The following is a 16,571-nucleotide window of genomic DNA, read 5'->3' on the forward strand; positions in this document are numbered from 1 at the left end:
GCGTTCAGCTCGCCGTCGGGACGGGCTTGGCCAGCCCCTTCGTGCGCGCATCCTTGATCAGGGCGCGCACCGTCTTGTCGGCAGCCTTGCTCTCGCGCTCCATTTCCTTGCCCAGTTCGCCCATGCGCTTGCCCAGCTTTTCCATCGGCTGGTTGGCGATTTCCATCTGGCGGCCGATGTCTTCCATCGAAGCGCGCTGCTGGCGCGCCTGCGGGCCGTTGTAGGCGTCGCCGATACGCTCGCCGGCGTCGGACATGCGCTTGCCGGTCTCGGCCATTTTCTGCTGGATGATCCGGCGTTCGGCATCGTCGCGCGCCGCGGCCATCTGCCGGCTCAGCAGGTCCATATGCTTGCTCAGCGCCTGCATGCCGTCGTCGACTTCGCGCATGTCGCGCTCGCTCGGCATGTTGGCGGGCCTGGCCGCCGCGCGCTCCATGTCGCGGCCCAGCGCTTCCATCTTCTTGCCGTGCTTTTCCATGTCCTTGCCGTGGACCTTCATCAGCTCGCCCAGCCGGTCGAGCGGCGCCCAGGCGGCGCGCGCCCGTTTGAGGGTCTCCGGATCCTGGATCACGTAGCTGCGCCCGCCTTCGCGGAACCAGATGAATTCGCCATTGATGGCGCGCTGGGCGGCGCGCACATCGTCCCAGTCGTCGCTGCTGCCGCTGATGTCGAAGCTGCCGGAAGTGTCGCGCACCAGGGCATACGGCTCGTCCGCGGCCGCCACGCGCACCACGCCCGCCTTGCCGTCGGCCGCGGCCTGGGTCGGAACGGCGAAAGCGGCCATGATGGCCAGGCCGAGAAGCGGAAGCGCCAGTTTCCAGTGGGACGATGCGGTGCGTGACATGGGTCGGTCTCCAGTGATGGGCCGGACGCAGCCGGCGATGGAAACACTGTAGACAATCCCGCATGCGTCGCCCAGAGCGCTGCGACAGACGGTCGAAATCGCGGAACAGTCGGCTAAAACGCCGCCGGAAAAACAACGCGGCCCGAAGGCCGCGCTGAAAGCATGCCTATGCGGCGGACCGGGCGGTCCGCCGGGATGACTTAGTACACCACGACCGAGCGGATCGACTCGCCCGACTTCATCAAATCGAAGCCTTCGTTGATGCGGTCCAGCGGCAGGTGGTGGGTGATCAGGTCGTCGATATTGATTTTGTTTTCCATGTACCAGTCGACGATCTTCGGCACGTCGGTGCGGCCGCGGGCGCCGCCGAAGGCCGAACCCTTCCATTCGCGGCCGGTCACCAGCTGGAACGGACGGGTGGAAATCTCCTGGCCGGCCGCCGCCACGCCGATGATGATCGACTGGCCCCAACCCTTGTGGCAGCACTCCAGCGCCTGGCGCATGGTGTTGACGTTGCCCACGCACTCGAAGCTGTAGTCGGCGCCGCCGTCGGTCAGCCCGATGATGCTGTCGACCACGTTCTCGACCTTGGTCGGATTGATGAAATGGGTCATGCCGAACTTGCGCGCCATGGCTTCGCGTTCCGGGTTCAGGTCGACGCCGATGATCTTGTCGGCGCCCACCATCCTGGCCGCCTGGATCACGTTCAGGCCGATGCCGCCCAGGCCGAACACGACCACGTTGGCGCCCGCTTCGACCTTGGCGGTGAAGATCACGGCGCCGATGCCGGTGGTGACGCCGCAACCGATGTAGCAGATCTTGTCGAACGGCGCGTCATTGCGCACCTTGGCCAGGGCGATCTCGGGAACCACGATGTAGTTCGAGAAGGTCGAGGTACCCATATAGTGATAGATCGGCTGGCCGTCCAGCGAAAAACGGGACGTCGCATCGGGCATCAGGCCGCGGCCCTGGGTCGAGCGGATCGCCTGGCACAGATTGGTCTTTTGCGACAGGCAGAACTTGCACTGGCGGCATTCCGGCGTGTACAGCGGGATCACGTGATCGTCGCGGCGCAGGCTGGTCACGCCGGGACCGACGTCGACCACCACGCCGGCGCCTTCATGGCCCAGGATGGCCGGGAAGATGCCTTCGGGGTCGGCGCCCGACAGCGTGTAGTAGTCGGTGTGGCAGATGCCGGTGGCCTTGACCTCGACCAGCACCTCGCCGGCCTTCGGACCTTCGAGTTCGACCTCTTCGATCGTGAGCGGATGGCCCGCCTTCCATGCGATTGCTGCCTTCGTTTTCATGTCGTATTCCTGTTGCTTGAAGAAAAACCGCGCGTCCATGAGCGCGCCGCAAAGGTGACATGATAACAAGCTTGCTCGATCACGTCCGGCCCCGCCCGCGCAATCGTTCGCCGATCGCCCCATGCAGGCCGCCCAGCTTCTCCTCGGCGGCGAGGACCTCCTCGGCCACCTCACCCATCTTGCGCCGCTGCGAGCGCGCCTCGTCGCGCAGGACGTCGAAAGCCTGGTGGCGGTCGATGTGGAAGCGCACCATCAGCACGCCGACCGCGATGCTGGTCTCGCGTCCGGCGGCCAGCGCCGAGGTCAGGCTTTCCTCGCTGCGGCGCAGGCGCCGGATATCGTCGCCGCGCGCCAGCGCCGCCTCGAAGGCCGGCAGCAGCTGCGCGCCATCGACCGGCTTGACAAGGTAGCCGACCGCGCCGGCGTCGGCGGCGGCGCGCGCCGTCTCCGCATCGTCGCTGGCGGACAGGAACATGAAGGGGATGGTGGTCTCTTCGCGCAGCAGGCGCGCCAGCGCCAGGCCGGACATGCCGGGCATCTCGATGTCGAGCAGGACCAGGGCGATTCCGTCCCCGCGTTCCTCGATCGTGCGCAGGGCCTCGGCCGCGGTGCCGGCGCCGAGGGTGTCGTGGCCGGCGTGCTGCAGCACCTCGGCCAGGTATTCGCGCAGCAGCGCATCGTCGTCGACGATCAGTACCAGGCGGCGCGCTGGTGGTTGTGGGTTCATGCTTTTTCCTGTCTATACATGGAGGTCAGCGCCGCTGACGTGCTGGAGCATGAAAAATATAGCACGCAAGATTGTGAACGCGCTAGTCAAGAAAGACACAATGTCAGATTCATGGAATGTGGCCGGACCGCGGATCACGGCGCAGGCGGTGCGAGCGTGAGCCGCATTCGCTGCTCCATCAGGTCCGAGCCCGGCCGCAAGGGCTCGCGCACGCCGGCCTCGACGAAACCGGCGCGCTCGTAGAGGCGTAGCGCGTCGGCATTGGTGCAGGTCACGCCCAGTTGCATCGCCTGCGCGCCGCGCTCCCTGGCCCAGCGCAGCGCCTCGTCGAGCAGCGCACCGGCCACGCCCAGCCCGCGCGCCTCGGGCGCCACCCACATCTGGAACAGGTTGACGATGGTTGCGTCGTCGCCGTTCTCCTTGGCCCAGGCCAGGCCGACCAGCGCGCCGTTCATCTCGGCGGCCAGCGCGCGGTCGATGCCTGACGTGGTCGAGCGCGCCAGGCGTGCGGCCCAGGTCTCGGGCGCCAGCGCTTCCTCAGCGGCGAGGGTGCTGCCGAAGGCGTCCGGGGCGTCGGCCAGGGCGCGCAGGCGGATTGCGCGGTAGGCCGGCCATTCCTCGGCCTTGAACGGTCTGATCGAGAATGCGGCAGCTGCATGCGTCATGGAAGACTCTCGGTTACTTTCGGAAAACAATTCTAGCAGGGAGGAATCGGCCCACTGCCGAGCGCCGCGAATTGCCGACAATCGGTACATTTTTATCTTTAACCACGGAGATGGCCATGTCCTCATCGAACAAGGATGTTTTGCTGAAGGCGAATGCCGCGGTGACCCGCGGCGACAACGAAGGATTCCTGGCGTGCTGCACCGACGACCTCGTCTGGTCGACGGTTGGCGGCGAGACCCTGCGCGGCAAGGAGGCGGTGCGGGCCTGGATGGTGGATGGCTATGCCGAGCCGCCCAGGTTCACCGTGCGCGAGCTGGTCGCGGAAGGCGATCTCGTGGTCGCCATCGGCGAGATCGCATCGAAGGACGAGCAAGGCCATACGGTGCAGAACGCCTACAGCGACGTCTGGCGCTTCCGCGACGGCAAGATGGCCGAGCTGCGCGCCTTCGTGGTGCCAGCCAACTAGTCCTTCTCCCAATCCTCCATGCCACGCTTGCGCGCCCGCCCGACCGCTATCCGGTTACGCGTGGTGAACGCGATCAGCCGCGCCACCACCACCGCCAGGTACATCAGCCCGATCAGCATCTCGACGCTGGCCAGCGCCCGCGCGTGCACGGTCAGCGGAATCACGTCGCCGATGCCGGTGCTCGACAGCAGCGCGAAGCTCAGGTAGTTCAGTTCGGTCCAGGTGCGCGGCGCGGCCGCATTGATGGCGGCGGCAAAGGTGCCGGGATGGACTTCCTGGAGCAGCACGTACAGGTGGGTGAAGCCCCATGCGATCAGGGTGAACGTGGCGCCGGCCGCGAACAGCTCGTCGGTGGTGGCCAGCTCGTCGTCCATCATGTAGGCGATCAGGCTGCCCGCCGCATAGAAATAGAACAGCGCCTCGAGTCCCGACGACCAGGCCAGCAGATCGCGCATCCCGAACAGGATCTGCGCCAGCAGCAGCGCGATGATCGGCACCGCCAGCGCCCAGCTGACCCGCACCTCGCCCGGCGTGCGCCGCACCATGCGAATCGTGAAGGCCAGCACCACGATGCCGAACACATTGAAGACCACCTGGCCGGCCGGTGTGCCCTCGATGAAGGGATAGGCCAGCATGCCGACCAGCTGGACCAGCAGCAGGATGGCGGACGGGTGGCGGCGGGTGTGGGCGAACAGCAGCAATGGGCGCATGGATGGACGACGGTGATCACGATGCGCCCATTGTAGGTTCAGGCGGGTGGAAACAGCGCGCCGAATGCGCGCGCCGCCTCGGCCGGATCGCGCGAACCATAGACGCTCGTGATGGCGGCAACCAGGTCGATCCCGCGCGACACCAGCGGCGCCGCATTGCTTGGGGTCATGCCGCCGATGACGACGATCGGCACCGAAAATTCGGCGCGCGCCTGGTCCAGCATCTCCGGCGGCGTGACGAAGGTGTATTTCTTGACCGGCGACGGATAGAAGCCGCCGAAGGCGACGTAGCTGGCGCCTGCGTCGACCGCCGTGCGCGCCAGGGCCAGCTCGCCGTAGCACGAGGCGCCGACGATCTTGTCCTGGCCCAGCAGCGCGCGCGCCTCACGGATGCCGGCGTCGGTATGGCCCAGGTGCACGCCGTCGGCGTCGATCGCCTGGCACAGGTCGACGTGATCGTTGATGACCAGCGGCCGGCCATGGCGGCGGCACAGCGCGAGCAGTGCCGTTGCCTGCTCGCGGCGCAGGTCGGGACCGGCTTCCTTGTGACGGTACTGGACCAGCGCCGCGCCGGCGCCAAGGGCGGCGTCGGTAGCAAGGATCAGTTTTTCCGTATCGTCCCAGTTCGGGGTAACGAGGTACAAGCCGCGCATGGCGGACTCCTTTCAGGTTGTCAGCTGGTTGTCAATTGAAGCAGGCGGCGCGGGATGCGCTGCCCTGGCGCCAGCGCGTACGACTGCGCCAGCGTGTGGTGGGTATAGGCCTGGGCGGCGCCCAGCGCTGCTTCCATGCGCTCGCCCAGCGCCAGCCGCGCCGCCAGCGCCGCGGCCAGCGTGCAGCCGCTGCCGTGGTAGCCGTGCGGCAGGCGCGGCCAGTGCCAGGCGCGCGCCTCGACGCCGTCGACCAGCCAGCGGTTGACGACCATGTCGCCCGCAGCATGGCCGCCGGTCACCAGCACCTGCGCGCCGTGGACTTCGCCCAGCGCCTGGTGTTCGGGCAGGTTGGGCAGCACGATCGTCGCCAGCGCCAGCAGTTCGCGCAGCGCCCTGATGGCGTCGCCCTGCCCCAGCGCATCGCCATGGCCGCTGGCCAGCACCGGATCGAGCACCACCGGCAAGGCGGGCCGGCGCGCACGCAAGGTCCGGATGACGTCCGCGATCGCCGCCGCGTTGGCGGCGTTGCCGGGAATGCCGAGCTTGACCGCCCCGATCTCGAAGGCCGCCAGCAGCGGCGCCGCCTGGCGCGCGACCCATTCGGCATCCACCGGGCTCGCCGCATGGACGCGGTTATTGTCCTGCGCCGTCAGGGCGGTGGCCACCGGCAGCGGGTGTGCGCCCTGCGCCGCGATCGCCAGGATGTCGGCGGCAAGGCCGGCGCCGCCGCCGGGATCGAGCCCGGCGAACACCAGCACGCAGGGCGTCATCCCGTGATCTTTCCTTCAACGGGCGACGAGGGCGAGGCTGCGAAGCGCTTCGGCATGCGGCCGGCAAGATAGGCATCGCGCCCGGCCATTACCGCATGCTTCATGGCGCGCGCCATACGCACCGGATCGCCCGCGGCGGCGATCGCGGTGTTCATCAACACGCCGTCGCAGCCCAGCTCCATCGCGATCGCGGCGTCCGACGCCGTGCCGACGCCGGCGTCGACCAGCACCGGCACCGTGGCCTGCTCGATGATCAGGGACAGGTTCCACGGATTGAGGATGCCCATGCCCGATCCGATCAGGGACGCCAGCGGCATCACGGCCACGCAGCCGATCTCCTGCAGGATGCGGGCCTGGATCGGGTCGTCGCTGCAGTAGACCATGACGTCGAAGCCGTCCTTCACCAGCGCCTCGGCCGCGACCAGGGTCTCGGGCATGTGCGGGAACAGCGTCTTCTGGTCGCCCAGCACCTCGAGCTTGACCAGCTTGTGCCCGCCCAGCAGCTCGCGCGCCATCTGCAAGGTGTAGATCGAGTCCTTGGCGGTATAGCACCCGGCCGTATTCGGCAGGATGGTGAACTCGCTCGGCGGCAGCACGTCCAGCAGGCTCGGCGCGTTCGGGTCCTGGCCGATGTTCACGCGGCGGATCGCCACCGTGATGATCTCGGCGCCGGCCGCCAGCGTGGCTTCGCGGGTCTGCTCCAGGTCGCGGTACTTGCCGCTGCCGACCAGCAGGCGCGATTGATAAGACCGGCCGGCGATGGTCAGCACGTCCTGTTTGATGTCGTTCAATGCATTCATGTCTCGTCTCCTGTCAGCCGCCACCGATGGCGCGCACGATATCGACCCGGTCCTGCTCCTGCAGGCGCCGGTGCAGCCACTGCTGGCGCGGCACCACCTCGCGGTTGACCGCCAGCGCCATCCCCTGTCCGCTCAGGCCCAGCTGTTCGAGCAGGCCGAACAGGGTTTGCCCCTGCGGCACCGTGCACGGCGCCCCGTTGACTTCGATTGGCGTCATTCACACCTCCCGGTACAGCTGGGCGCCGTTCCTGACGAACTCGATCGCCTTTTCCTGCATGCCGTGGGCCAGCGCGGTCTCTCCCTGCACGCCCCTGGCGGCGGCATATTCGCGCACCTCCTGGGTGATCTTCATCGAGCAGAAATGCGGGCCGCACATCGAGCAGAAGTGCGCGACCTTGGCCGAATCCTTCGGCAGGGTCTCGTCGTGGAATTCGCGCGCCTTGTCGGGGTCGAGCCCCAGGTTGAACTGGTCTTCCCAGCGGAACTCGAAGCGCGCCTTCGACAGGGCGTTGTCGCGCAGCTGGGCGCCCGGATGGCCCTTGGCCAGGTCGGCCGCGTGCGCGGCGATCTTGTAGGTGATGATGCCGTCCTTGACGTCGTTCTTGTCGGGCAGGCCCAGGTGCTCCTTGGGCGTCACGTAGCACAGCATGGCGGTGCCGTACCAGCCGATATTGGCGGCGCCGATGCCCGAGGTGATGTGGTCGTAGCCCGGCGCGATGTCGGTGGTGAGCGGTCCCAGCGTGTAGAACGGCGCCTCGTGGCACTGCTCCAGCTGCAGGTCCATGTTTTCCTTGATCAGGTGCAGCGGCACGTGGCCGGGGCCCTCGATGATGGTCTGCACGTCGTGCTTCCAGGCGATCTGGGTCAGCTCGCCCAGGGTCTTCAGCTCGGCCAGCTGGGCTTCGTCGTTGGCGTCGTAGATCGAGCCGGGACGCAGGCCGTCGCCCAGGCTGAACGAGACGTCGTAGGCCTTCATGATGTCGCAGATGTCCTCGAAGTGCGTGTACAGGAAGGATTCGCGGTGATGGGCCAGGCACCACTTGGCCATGATCGAGCCGCCGCGCGAGACGATGCCCGTCAGGCGGTTCGCCGTCATCGGCACATACCGCAGCAGCACGCCGGCGTGGATGGTGAAATAGTCGACGCCCTGCTCGGCCTGTTCGATCAGGGTGTCGCGGAAGATCTCCCAGCTCAGGTCTTCGGCCTTACCGTTGACCTTTTCCAGCGCCTGGTAGATCGGCACCGTGCCGATCGGCACCGGGCTGTTACGCAGGATCCATTCGCGCGTCTCATGGATGTGCTTGCCGGTCGACAGGTCCATCACCGTGTCGGCGCCCCAGCGGATGGCCCAGGTCATCTTTTCCACTTCCTCGCCGATCGACGAGGTGACGGCCGAGTTGCCGATATTGGCGTTGACCTTCACCAGGAAGTTACGGCCGATGATCATCGGCTCCAGTTCCGGGTGGTTGATGTTGGCGGGGATGACGGCGCGGCCGCGCGCCACTTCCGAGCGCACGAATTCGGGGGTGATTTCAAACGGGATGCTGGCGCCGAAGGACTGGCCCGGATGCTGGCGGCCCAGCAGCGCCGCCACCCGCTGGCCCATCGGGCCGGAGGATTCCAGCGAGGCGATGTACTCCTTGCGCTGCATGTTTTCGCGCAGGGCGATGAATTCCATCTCGGGCGTGATGATCCCGGCGCGCGCGTAGTGCATCTGGGTGACGTTGCGCCCGCCATGGGCGCGGCGCGGCGCCCGCTGCAGGTTGAAGCGCAGCGCGGCGAGCTGCGGATCGTTCAGCCGCGCCTGGCCGTAGCGCGAGGTCGGGCCGTCCAGCTGCCCGGTGTCGCCGCGTTCGGCGATCCATGCCTGGCGCATCGGCGCCAGGCCGCTGCGGATGTCGATCGCCGTGCCCGGCTCGGTGTACGGGCCGGAGGTGTCGTAGACGAACAGCGGCGGATTCGGCTCGCCGCCGAAGCTGTCCGGCGTGGGCGACTGGCTGATTTCGCGCATCGGCACGCGGATGTCGGGCCGGCTGCCTTCGATATAGACCTTGCGCGAATTGGGTAGCGGATTGATGGCCGCGTGGTCCACCGTGGCGGTGGCGGCATCGAATACCCGGGATGATTTCAGAGGTGCGTTCATGTGGCTCCCTTGCTTGCGGAGCCAGCAAAGGAGGTGCCGGGGTGCGAGGCGGACGCGGATGTGCGCACGCTCCCATCGATTCGGCTGCTTCCCTTCGCTGGCATTATCCAGATCAGGTTCGGAGGGTATTTCTCACCCACGCTCCACTGATATGGCGCGCAGGACCCCTAGCGTTTGCCGGACCGAGTTTCCCCGGTCCAGCGCAGTAAATTATACGCGCTTGTAATTTATAATGGTTGTTTTCGAAAATATCACTCCAACCACATCATGGAATTAGCCAAGTCTTTCGAGCCAGCCGATATTGAACAGTTCTGGCGCGCCGAGTGGGAAAAACGCGGTTACTTCACCGCCACCATGGACGAGGGCAAGCCGTCGTTCAGTATCCAGCTGCCGCCGCCGAACGTGACCGGCACCCTGCACATGGGCCACGCGTTCAACCAGACCATCATGGACGGCCTGACCCGCTACTACCGCATGCGCGGCTACAACACCGCCTGGGTCCCGGGCACCGACCACGCCGGCATCGCGACCCAGATCGTGGTCGAGCGCCAGCTCGACGCCCAGAAGATCTCGCGCCACGACCTCGGCCGCGACGCGTTCCTGGAAAAAGTCTGGGAGTGGAAGGAAAAGTCGGGCAACACCATCACCGGCCAGATGCGCCGCCTGGGCGCCTCGGCCGACTGGCAGCGCGAATATTTCACGATGGACGAGACCCGCTCGAAGTCGGTGGTCGAAGTCTTCGTGCGCCTGTACGAGCAGGGCCTGATCTACCGCGGCAAGCGCCTGGTCAACTGGGATCCGGTGCTGGGCACGGCGGTCTCCGACCTCGAAGTCGATTCGCAGGAAGAAGACGGCTCGATGTGGTACATCCAGTACCCCCTTAGCGACGGCAGCGGCCACCTGACGGTCGCCACCACCCGTCCCGAAACCATGCTGGGCGACGTCGCGGTCGCGGTCGATCCGACCGATGAGCGTTATACGCATTTGCATGGAAAGACGATCAAGCTGCCGTTGACGGGGCGCGAAATCCCGATCATCGCCGACAGCTACGTCGACAAGGAATTCGGCACCGGCTGCGTCAAGATCACGCCGGCCCACGATTTCAACGATTACGCCGTCGGCCAGCGCGCCGGCCTGGAGCCAATCAATATCTTCACGCTGGATGCGAAGATCAACGAGAACGCGCCGGAGCAATATCGTGGCCTCGACCGTTTCGCGGCGCGCAAGCAGATCGTCGCCGACCTGGAGGCGCTCGGCCTGATGGAACAGATCAAGCCGCACAAGCTGATGGTTCCGCGTGGCGACCGCACCAATGTCGTGATCGAGCCGATGCTGACCGACCAGTGGTTCGTCGCCATGACCAAGCCGGCGCCGGAAGGCACGTTCAATCCGGGCAAGTCGATCACCGAAGTGGCGCTGGAAAAAGTCGCCAGCGGCGAGATCAAGTTCGTGCCCGAGAACTGGAGCACCACCTACAACCAGTGGCTGGGCAATATCCAGGACTGGTGCATCTCGCGCCAGCTGTGGTGGGGACACCGCATCCCGGCCTGGTTCGCCGAGGACGGCTCCATCGTCGTCGCCCGCAATGAAGAAGAAGCCCAGGCCAAGGCGGCCGCGCAAGGCATCACCGGCGCGCTGCGCCGTGACGACGACGTGCTCGATACCTGGTTCTCGTCGGCCCTGGTGCCCTTCTCGACCATGGGCTGGCCGGAAGAAACGCCGGACATGAAGATGTTCCTGCCATCGTCGGTGCTGGTCACCGGCTTCGACATCATCTTCTTCTGGGTGGCGCGCATGGTCATGATGACCGCCCACTTCACCGGCAAGGTGCCGTTCGAGACCGTGTACGTGCACGGCCTGGTGCGCGACTCGCAGGGCCAGAAGATGTCGAAGTCGAAGGGCAATACGCTCGACCCGATCGACCTGATCGATGGGATAGATCTCGATAGCCTGGTGGCCAAGCGCACCACGGGTCTGATGGACCCGCGCGCCGCGGAAAAGATCGCCAAGGCGACCCGCAAGGAATTCCCGGAAGGGATTCCGGCCTTCGGCACCGACGCCGTGCGCTTCACCATGGCGAGCTACGCTTCGCTGGGCCGCAACATCAACTTCGACCTGGGCCGCGCCGAGGGTTATCGCAACTTCTGCAACAAGCTGTGGAACGCGACCCGCTTCGTGATGATGAACACCGAAGGCAAGGACTGCGGCGCACCGGCTGCCGAAGACCTGTCGCCGGCCGACCGCTGGATCATCTCGCTGATGAACCGCGTCGAACTGGACGTGGCGAAAGGCTTCGCCGACTACCGCTTCGACAATATCGCCAGCAGCATCTATAAATTCGTGTGGGACGAATACTGCGACTGGTACCTGGAAGTGGCCAAGGTGCGCGTCCAGCAGGGCACGGAAGCGCAGCAGCGCGCCACCCGCCACACGCTGCTGCGCGTGCTGGAAGTGATCCTGCGCCTGGCGCATCCGATCATCCCGTTCGTGACCGAAGCGCTGTGGCAGAGCATCGCACCGCTGGCCGGCAAAACGGGCGAGACCATCATGCTGCAGCCCTACCCGCTGGCAGATACGTCGCTGGTGGACGAGGAAGCCGAAGCGTGGATGGAGCAGTTCAAGGCGCTGACCGACGCCACCCGCAACCTGCGCGGCGAGATGTCGCTGTCGCCGTCGGTGCGCGTGCCGCTGATCGTCGAGCCGGCCAACGAGGAAGACCGCGCGAAGATGGCGGTGTTCGCGCCCTACATCCAGCTGCTGGGCAAACTCGCCGAGGTGCAGATCGTCGACGCGCTGCCGGAATCGCCGGCCGCGGTGTCGATCGTCGGCACCACCAAGCTGATGCTGAAGGTCGAGATCGACGTCGCGGCCGAGCGCGAGCGCCTGTCGAAGGAAATCGCGCGCGTTTCCGGCGAGATCGCCAAGGCCGAAGGCAAGCTGTCGAACGAGAGTTTCGTCGCCCGCGCGCCGGCCGCCGTGGTGGCGCAGGAGAAGGAACGCGTGGCGAACTTCTCGGCCACCTTGGCCAAGATGCAGGAGCAGCTGGCGAAGCTGCCGGCCGCCTGATCCGGCGCACGTCCAGACAAAAAACGCGGCCTCGGCCGCGTTTTTTTATTTCATGTTCTGCCACCAGCGCCCGCCGGCATGCGGCTGTTTCAAGTCCAGCGCCTCGCCCATCTCCGGCGTGGTCAGCTTGACGCCCTTGTCGTCGGCCAGCTGCGCGATGCGGTCGAACGGATCCTGCCAGCGATGCAGGCCCAGGTCGAAGGTGCCGTTATGCACCGGGAACAGCCAACCGGCGTTCAGGTCGTGGAAGGCCTGCATGGTTTCCTCGGGCTGCATGTGGACGTCGGGCCAGCGCTTGTCGTAGGCGCCGGTTTCCAGCAGCGCCACGTCGAACGGGCCGAACCTGGCGCCGATCTCCTTGAAGCCCTTGAAGTAGCCGGTGTCGCCGCTGAAGAACAGGCGCAGCTCGTCGTGCTGGATCACCCACGAGGCCCACAGGGTCGTGTTCGCATCGGTCGGGGTACGGCCCGAAAAGTGCTGGGCCGGGGTCGCGGTGAAGCGCACGCCGCCCAGCTCCAAGCCCTGCCACCAGTCGAACTGGCGCACCTTGGCCTGGTCCACGCCCCAGCCGACCAGGCGGTCGCCCACGCCCAGCGGCGTCAGGAACAGCGTGGTCTTGGCGGCCAGCGCCTTGATGGCGGCGTAGTCGAGGTGGTCGTAGTGGTCGTGCGACAGGATCACGGCCTTGATCGGCGGCAGTTCGTCGATCGAGATCGGCGGCGCATGGAAGCGCGCCGGGCCGGCCCATTGCACGGGCGAGGCGCGTTCGGAAAACACCGGATCGGTGAGATAGAACTCGCCGCCAAGCTTGATCAGCATGGTCGAGTGGCCGAGACGGTACAGCGTATGGTCGGGCGCCGCCAGCAGCGTGGCCTGGCTCAGCGCGCGGACCGGCACCGCCTGCTCGGGAATCGTGCCCTTGGGCTTGTCGAACATGACAACCCACCAGAGCTTGGCCATTTCGCCAAAACTCATCTTGTGCATCTCGACCGGGTTGCGGTATTTCCCGTCGTGGAATTGCGGCGAAACGGGGGCGGTAGTGGTGCTGGCGAAGGAGGTGCAGACAGCCATGATAGCGAGTGCTCCAAGTAGGATAGTGCCGAACAGTAGGCGCATGGTAGGGATGAATAGTCGTGAAGTACACTACACAGTGTAGTATCGAAATTTGAGGAAGTAAACTACTGAGTGTAGAATTCGCGCATGCACACGCCGACCCGCCTGACCGACCGAAAACGCAGCGCCATCCTGGCCGCCGCTGCCGAGCAGTTTCGCGTCCACGGTTACGAGACCGCCAGCATGGACGACATCGCCGCGCTCGCCGGGGTGTCCAAGCGCACCGTGTACAACCATTTCGGCAGCAAGGAAGAGCTGTTCGGTGAAACACTGATGCAGATGTTCGAGAGCAGCGCCGGCCAGCTCGAGCTCGGCTACCGGAGCGAGCGCGGCCTGCGCGAGCAGCTCGTCGAGTTGATGACGCTCAAGATGCAAAGCCTGGCCGATCCCGCGTTCATCGCCCTGGCGCGGGTGGCGATCGGCGAGGCGATCCACGCGCCGGAGCGCGCCCTGCCGATCATCGCGCGCCTCGGCGAGCGCGAGGAAGGCGTGACGGCCTGGATCCGCGCGGCGCAGGCCGACGGCAAGCTGAAACCCGGTGATCCCTCGTTCGCGGCGACCCTGCTGCAGGGCCAGATCAAGACCTTCGCCTTCTGGCCGCAAATCGCGATGGGCGCCGCGCCCCTCGCGCCGGCGGAACAGGAGCGGGTCATCGACGCCGCGGTGTCGATGTTCCTGTCGTATTTCGCGGTCGACTAGAAGCTGATCACGAACCGGGCGCCCTTGCCCACCGACCTGGCATAGCGCACCGTGCCGCCGTTTTCATGGACCAGGTGGCGCACCATCGCCAGCCCGATGCCCCCGCCCTGCTTCTTCTTCGTGTAGAACGGCGTGAAGACGTGCGGCACCGAGGCGTCCGGAATGCCCATGCCGTCGTCGACGACCTCGATACGCAGCCGGCTGCCGCGCACCAGGCGCGCGTCGACCCGGGCCCGGCCGCCGGGCTGCGTGGCCTCAAAGGCATTCTTGAGCAGGTTGATCAGCGCCTGCTCCAGCTGGCCTGGATCCACCATCAACTCCAGCGAAGCCGGTTCGACCGCGCACCTCACCTCCCCGCCGCGCGCGCGCCAGCATGGCCCCACCAGCGCATCGACACGCTCGAACAGGTCGGCCAGCACCACGCGCTCGGGCCGCGCGGGAGGCACGTTCGACAGGCTGCGGTAACTGGCGACGAAATCGACCAGGCTGTCGGCGCGGCGGTTGATCGCCTCCAGCGCCGTCTTCAGGTCTGCGCCGACGTCCGGCGGCTGGCTCGCCTCGAATTCGTCCAGCAGGTCGCGTGCGGTGCGTGACAGCGAGGCGACCGGCGTCAGCGAATTCATGATCTCGTGGGTCAGCACGTGCACCAGCTGGCGCCAGGATTTCAGGGCTTCTGCTTCGAGCTCGCTCTCGACCGGCATCAGCGCGACGAGGCGCTGCGGCGCCCCCTGCAGCGTCAGCATCGACACCGCGACCAACGCACGCTCGACGCCGCGCTCGGTGTCGAATTCGATCAGCCGCCGCTGCCCCGCCTGTGCGACTAGCTGCCGATACAGCGCGCCGGTGTCGAGCGCGCGGCCCGGCGCGACCAGCTTGCGCGCGCTGGCATTGAACGGCGCCACGCCGTCGGCGGCGTCGATGGAGAACAAGGCGATCGGCGCATGTTCGAGCCGCGCCTCGAAGGCCAGCGCGTTATCGAGCAGCGCGCGCTGCTCGATGCCGGCGTCCGGCACGACGATTGGCGCCTGGCGCGCCCGGGCCAGCCGCTCCACGCACCACCACAGCAGCGCCAGCAGCGGCAAAGCCGCCAGCGCGCACGTCACCTGCAGGCGCGGCGACTCGTGCAGCATACCGGCGCCGAACGCCAGCGCCAGCATGCCGGCCAATGCCAGCCAGATGCCGGCCCTAGATCCCATGCTTGCCCAGCTTGCGGTACAGGGCCGCGCGGCTCAGGCCCAGCAGGCGCGCGGCCAGGCTGACGTTCCCCTTGGCCTGCTCCATGGCGGCGGCGATGGTGTCGCGTTCCAGTGCGCCGAGCTTGAATTCTTCTCCTGTCGTCGCCGGCATGGCTGCCGGCGGCGCCACCAGGCCGAAGTCCTCGACATGGTACTCGGGACGATTACCGAGAATGACGGCGCGTTCGCAGGCATGGCGCAGTGCGCGGACATTGCCCGGCCAATCCCAGGCGCACAGGCGATCGAGCGCACCCGGCGCCAGTTCACGCACCGGCCGGCCGTACTGGCTTTCATACAATGACAGGTAGTGATGCAGCAGGGCCGGGATATCGCCCCGCCGCTCGCGCAGCGGCGGCACGCGGATCACGATCGTGTTCAGGCGAAACAGCAGGTCGGTGCGGAACACCGAGGCATCGAACAGCCTTGTTTCATCCAGGTTGGTGGCGCTGACGATGCGCACGTCGACCGGCTCGGCGCGGTCGGCGCCGACCGGCGTCACCTGGCGCCGCTCCAGCGCCGTCAGCAACTTGGCCTGGGCACCCAGCGGCATATTGCCGACCTCGTCGAGGAACAGCGTGCCGCCCTGAGCGGCCTGGAAGCGCCCGGCGCGGTCGGACCTGGCGTCTGTGAAGGCGCCGCGCCGGTGGCCGAACATCTCGCTCTCGAAGGTCGCTTCGGGCAATGCGCCCATGTCGACCGCCAGGAAGGCGGCATGCGCGCGGCTGGAGGCCGCGTGGATGGCGCTCGCCACCAGTTCCTTGCCCACGCCGTTCTCGCCCAGCACCATCACGTTGGCCATGGTCGGCGCCACGCTGGCGATCATCGCCTTGACGCCCTGCATGGCCGGCGAGTCGCCCATCAGGGCGGCATCGACGCTCGTGCCCCTCGCACCGCGGCGCGCCAGCGCGGCATCGACCGCTGCCAGCAGGCGAGCATTGTCCCAAGGCTTGGTGATGAAGTCGCCGGCACCGCGCTTGAGCGCCTCCACCGCCAGCGGCACGTCGGCGTAGGCGGTCAGCACGATCACGGCCGGCGCCGAGGCCATGGCGCGCAAGCGGTCGAGCAGCGCCAGTCCCTCGGCGCCGTCGATGCGGCCCGGCGTGAAATTCAGGTCGAGCAGGACCACGTCGGGCACGCCGGCCGCCAGGAAAGCGTCGAGGCGCGCGGGATCGTCCAGCGTGGCCACCTCGCCATGGCGCCGCCGGAGCAGCATCTGCGCGGCGCAGGCGACGTCGGGGTCGTCGTCGAGGATCAGGATGCGCGCGGAGGATTGGGACATGGAGATCGGGATGGTCGGGCGAGCAGGCATTCTAGCAGCGCAAAACTGCGTCGTGCGGCATCCTCCGGACACCTGACCGACTCCGCACACCCG

General features: G+C 66.8%; 16 protein-coding genes and 1 riboswitch. Of the genes, 3 read left to right on the forward strand and 13 right to left on the reverse strand.

Translation table 11 applies throughout. The annotated features are described in order from the left end of the window. Nucleotides 1–4 precede the first annotated feature (4 nt). The 4 genes from DIR46_RS09610 to DIR46_RS09625 all read right to left on the reverse strand — a co-directional run bounded on the left by DIR46_RS09610 (nucleotide 5) and on the right by DIR46_RS09625 (nucleotide 3,543). Nucleotides 5–844, reverse strand: a complete 840-nt coding sequence (locus DIR46_RS09610) for a hypothetical protein (RefSeq protein WP_109345044.1) — start codon at nucleotides 842–844, stop codon at nucleotides 5–7. A gap of 200 nt (nucleotides 845–1,044) precedes the next feature. Continuing rightward, nucleotides 1,045–2,151 (reverse strand): S-(hydroxymethyl)glutathione dehydrogenase/class III alcohol dehydrogenase, encoded by a 1,107-nt coding sequence (locus DIR46_RS09615; protein ID WP_109347975.1) that lies wholly within the window; start codon nucleotides 2,149–2,151, stop codon nucleotides 1,045–1,047. A gap of 79 nt (nucleotides 2,152–2,230) precedes the next feature. Further along, nucleotides 2,231–2,878 carry an ANTAR domain-containing response regulator gene (locus DIR46_RS09620; protein ID WP_109345045.1) on the reverse strand — a complete coding sequence of 216 codons (648 nt, stop codon included), beginning with the start codon at nucleotides 2,876–2,878 and terminating at the stop codon, nucleotides 2,231–2,233. Nucleotides 2,879–3,012: 134 nt separating this feature from the next. Then, nucleotides 3,013–3,543, reverse strand: coding sequence for a GNAT family N-acetyltransferase (locus DIR46_RS09625; protein ID WP_109345046.1), 531 nt, complete (start codon nucleotides 3,541–3,543; stop codon nucleotides 3,013–3,015). A 116-nt stretch (nucleotides 3,544–3,659) separates the two neighbouring features. Here DIR46_RS09625 and DIR46_RS09630 point away from each other — a divergent pair, with 116 nt between their 5' ends. Beyond that, on the forward strand, nucleotides 3,660–4,010 hold the full coding sequence (locus DIR46_RS09630) for a nuclear transport factor 2 family protein (protein WP_109347976.1): 351 nt from the start codon (nucleotides 3,660–3,662) through the stop codon (nucleotides 4,008–4,010). On the opposite strand, the gene DIR46_RS09635 is transcribed toward DIR46_RS09630, so the two are convergent. The 6 genes from DIR46_RS09635 to thiC are packed head-to-tail and all read right to left on the reverse strand — an operon-like array spanning nucleotide 4,007 to nucleotide 9,086. After that, the gene (locus tag DIR46_RS09635; protein ID WP_109345047.1) at nucleotides 4,007–4,720 is read right to left on the reverse strand and encodes an ion channel; all 714 of its coding nucleotides are present in this window, start codon (nucleotides 4,718–4,720) and stop codon (nucleotides 4,007–4,009) included. The two genes, DIR46_RS09630 and DIR46_RS09635, sit on opposite strands and share 4 nt — an antisense overlap. A 38-nt stretch (nucleotides 4,721–4,758) precedes the next feature. Continuing rightward, the gene (gene thiE / locus DIR46_RS09640) at nucleotides 4,759–5,373 is read right to left on the reverse strand and encodes a thiamine phosphate synthase (RefSeq protein WP_109345048.1); all 615 of its coding nucleotides are present in this window, start codon (nucleotides 5,371–5,373) and stop codon (nucleotides 4,759–4,761) included. Between the two features lie 20 nt (nucleotides 5,374–5,393). After that, nucleotides 5,394–6,143 carry a bifunctional hydroxymethylpyrimidine kinase/phosphomethylpyrimidine kinase gene (locus DIR46_RS09645; protein WP_109345049.1) on the reverse strand — a complete coding sequence of 250 codons (750 nt, stop codon included), beginning with the start codon at nucleotides 6,141–6,143 and terminating at the stop codon, nucleotides 5,394–5,396. Beyond that, on the reverse strand, nucleotides 6,140–6,943 hold the full coding sequence (locus DIR46_RS09650) for a thiazole synthase (RefSeq protein WP_109345050.1): 804 nt from the start codon (nucleotides 6,941–6,943) through the stop codon (nucleotides 6,140–6,142). The genes DIR46_RS09645 and DIR46_RS09650 overlap by 4 nt, the downstream gene beginning before the upstream one ends. 13 nt (nucleotides 6,944–6,956) lie before the next feature. Continuing rightward, entirely contained in the window at nucleotides 6,957–7,160 is a 204-nt protein-coding gene (gene thiS, locus DIR46_RS09655; protein WP_109345051.1) for a sulfur carrier protein ThiS, read from the reverse strand. Continuing rightward, nucleotides 7,161–9,086 (reverse strand): phosphomethylpyrimidine synthase ThiC, encoded by a 1,926-nt coding sequence (gene thiC, locus DIR46_RS09660; RefSeq protein WP_109345052.1) that lies wholly within the window; start codon nucleotides 9,084–9,086, stop codon nucleotides 7,161–7,163. A gap of 72 nt (nucleotides 9,087–9,158) precedes the next feature. Next, nucleotides 9,159–9,265, reverse strand: a riboswitch (TPP riboswitch). An 88-nt stretch (nucleotides 9,266–9,353) separates the two neighbouring features. Here thiC and DIR46_RS09665 point away from each other — a divergent pair. Beyond that, on the forward strand, nucleotides 9,354–12,152 hold the full coding sequence (locus tag DIR46_RS09665) for a valine--tRNA ligase (protein WP_109345053.1): 2,799 nt from the start codon (nucleotides 9,354–9,356) through the stop codon (nucleotides 12,150–12,152). 45 nt (nucleotides 12,153–12,197) lie between these two features. On the opposite strand, the gene DIR46_RS09670 is transcribed toward DIR46_RS09665, so the two are convergent. Beyond that, the gene (locus DIR46_RS09670; protein WP_205289103.1) at nucleotides 12,198–13,223 is read right to left on the reverse strand and encodes an MBL fold metallo-hydrolase; all 1,026 of its coding nucleotides are present in this window, start codon (nucleotides 13,221–13,223) and stop codon (nucleotides 12,198–12,200) included. A gap of 129 nt (nucleotides 13,224–13,352) precedes the next feature. Between DIR46_RS09670 and DIR46_RS09675 the strand changes: the two genes are divergently transcribed. Next, nucleotides 13,353–13,964, forward strand: a complete 612-nt coding sequence (locus tag DIR46_RS09675; protein WP_109345055.1) for a TetR/AcrR family transcriptional regulator — start codon at nucleotides 13,353–13,355, stop codon at nucleotides 13,962–13,964. Here DIR46_RS09675 and DIR46_RS09680 read toward each other — a convergent pair. After that, the gene (locus tag DIR46_RS09680) at nucleotides 13,961–15,160 is read right to left on the reverse strand and encodes a sensor histidine kinase (protein ID WP_109345056.1); all 1,200 of its coding nucleotides are present in this window, start codon (nucleotides 15,158–15,160) and stop codon (nucleotides 13,961–13,963) included. The two genes, DIR46_RS09675 and DIR46_RS09680, sit on opposite strands and share 4 nt — an antisense overlap. Further along, entirely contained in the window at nucleotides 15,150–16,478 is a 1,329-nt protein-coding gene (locus tag DIR46_RS09685; protein ID WP_109345057.1) for a sigma-54-dependent transcriptional regulator, read from the reverse strand. Before DIR46_RS09685 ends, DIR46_RS09680 begins: the two co-directional genes overlap by 11 nt. Nucleotides 16,479–16,571 lie beyond the last annotated feature (93 nt).

The organism is Massilia oculi (genome assembly GCF_003143515.1).
GTDB classification, from domain to species: Bacteria; Pseudomonadota; Gammaproteobacteria; order Burkholderiales; family Burkholderiaceae_D; genus Telluria; species Telluria oculi.

Bases quoted from the DNA above. Each gene is read 5' to 3' on its own strand.
- DIR46_RS09685 (WP_109345057.1), bottom strand. From the start codon at position 16,478: ATGTCCCAATCCTCCGCGCGCATCCTGATCCTCGACGACGACCCCGAC.
- DIR46_RS09665 (WP_109345053.1), top strand. From the start codon at position 9,354: ATGGAATTAGCCAAGTCTTTCGAGCCAGCCGATATTGAACAGTTCTGG.
- DIR46_RS09620 (WP_109345045.1), bottom strand. From the start codon at position 2,878: ATGAACCCACAACCACCAGCGCGCCGCCTGGTACTGATCGTCGACGAC.
- DIR46_RS09625 (WP_109345046.1), bottom strand. From the start codon at position 3,543: ATGACGCATGCAGCTGCCGCATTCTCGATCAGACCGTTCAAGGCCGAG.
- DIR46_RS09635 (WP_109345047.1), bottom strand. From the start codon at position 4,720: ATGCGCCCATTGCTGCTGTTCGCCCACACCCGCCGCCACCCGTCCGCC.
- DIR46_RS09610 (WP_109345044.1), bottom strand. From the start codon at position 844: ATGTCACGCACCGCATCGTCCCACTGGAAACTGGCGCTTCCGCTTCTC.
- DIR46_RS09615 (WP_109347975.1), bottom strand. From the start codon at position 2,151: ATGAAAACGAAGGCAGCAATCGCATGGAAGGCGGGCCATCCGCTCACG.
- thiS (WP_109345051.1), bottom strand. From the start codon at position 7,160: ATGACGCCAATCGAAGTCAACGGGGCGCCGTGCACGGTGCCGCAGGGG.
- DIR46_RS09680 (WP_109345056.1), bottom strand. From the start codon at position 15,160: ATGGGATCTAGGGCCGGCATCTGGCTGGCATTGGCCGGCATGCTGGCG.
- DIR46_RS09630 (WP_109347976.1), top strand. From the start codon at position 3,660: ATGTCCTCATCGAACAAGGATGTTTTGCTGAAGGCGAATGCCGCGGTG.
- DIR46_RS09675 (WP_109345055.1), top strand. From the start codon at position 13,353: ATGCACACGCCGACCCGCCTGACCGACCGAAAACGCAGCGCCATCCTG.
- DIR46_RS09650 (WP_109345050.1), bottom strand. From the start codon at position 6,943: ATGAATGCATTGAACGACATCAAACAGGACGTGCTGACCATCGCCGGC.
- thiC (WP_109345052.1), bottom strand. From the start codon at position 9,086: ATGAACGCACCTCTGAAATCATCCCGGGTATTCGATGCCGCCACCGCC.
- thiE (WP_109345048.1), bottom strand. From the start codon at position 5,373: ATGCGCGGCTTGTACCTCGTTACCCCGAACTGGGACGATACGGAAAAA.
- DIR46_RS09670 (WP_205289103.1), bottom strand. From the start codon at position 13,223: ATGGCTGTCTGCACCTCCTTCGCCAGCACCACTACCGCCCCCGTTTCG.
- DIR46_RS09645 (WP_109345049.1), bottom strand. From the start codon at position 6,143: ATGACGCCCTGCGTGCTGGTGTTCGCCGGGCTCGATCCCGGCGGCGGC.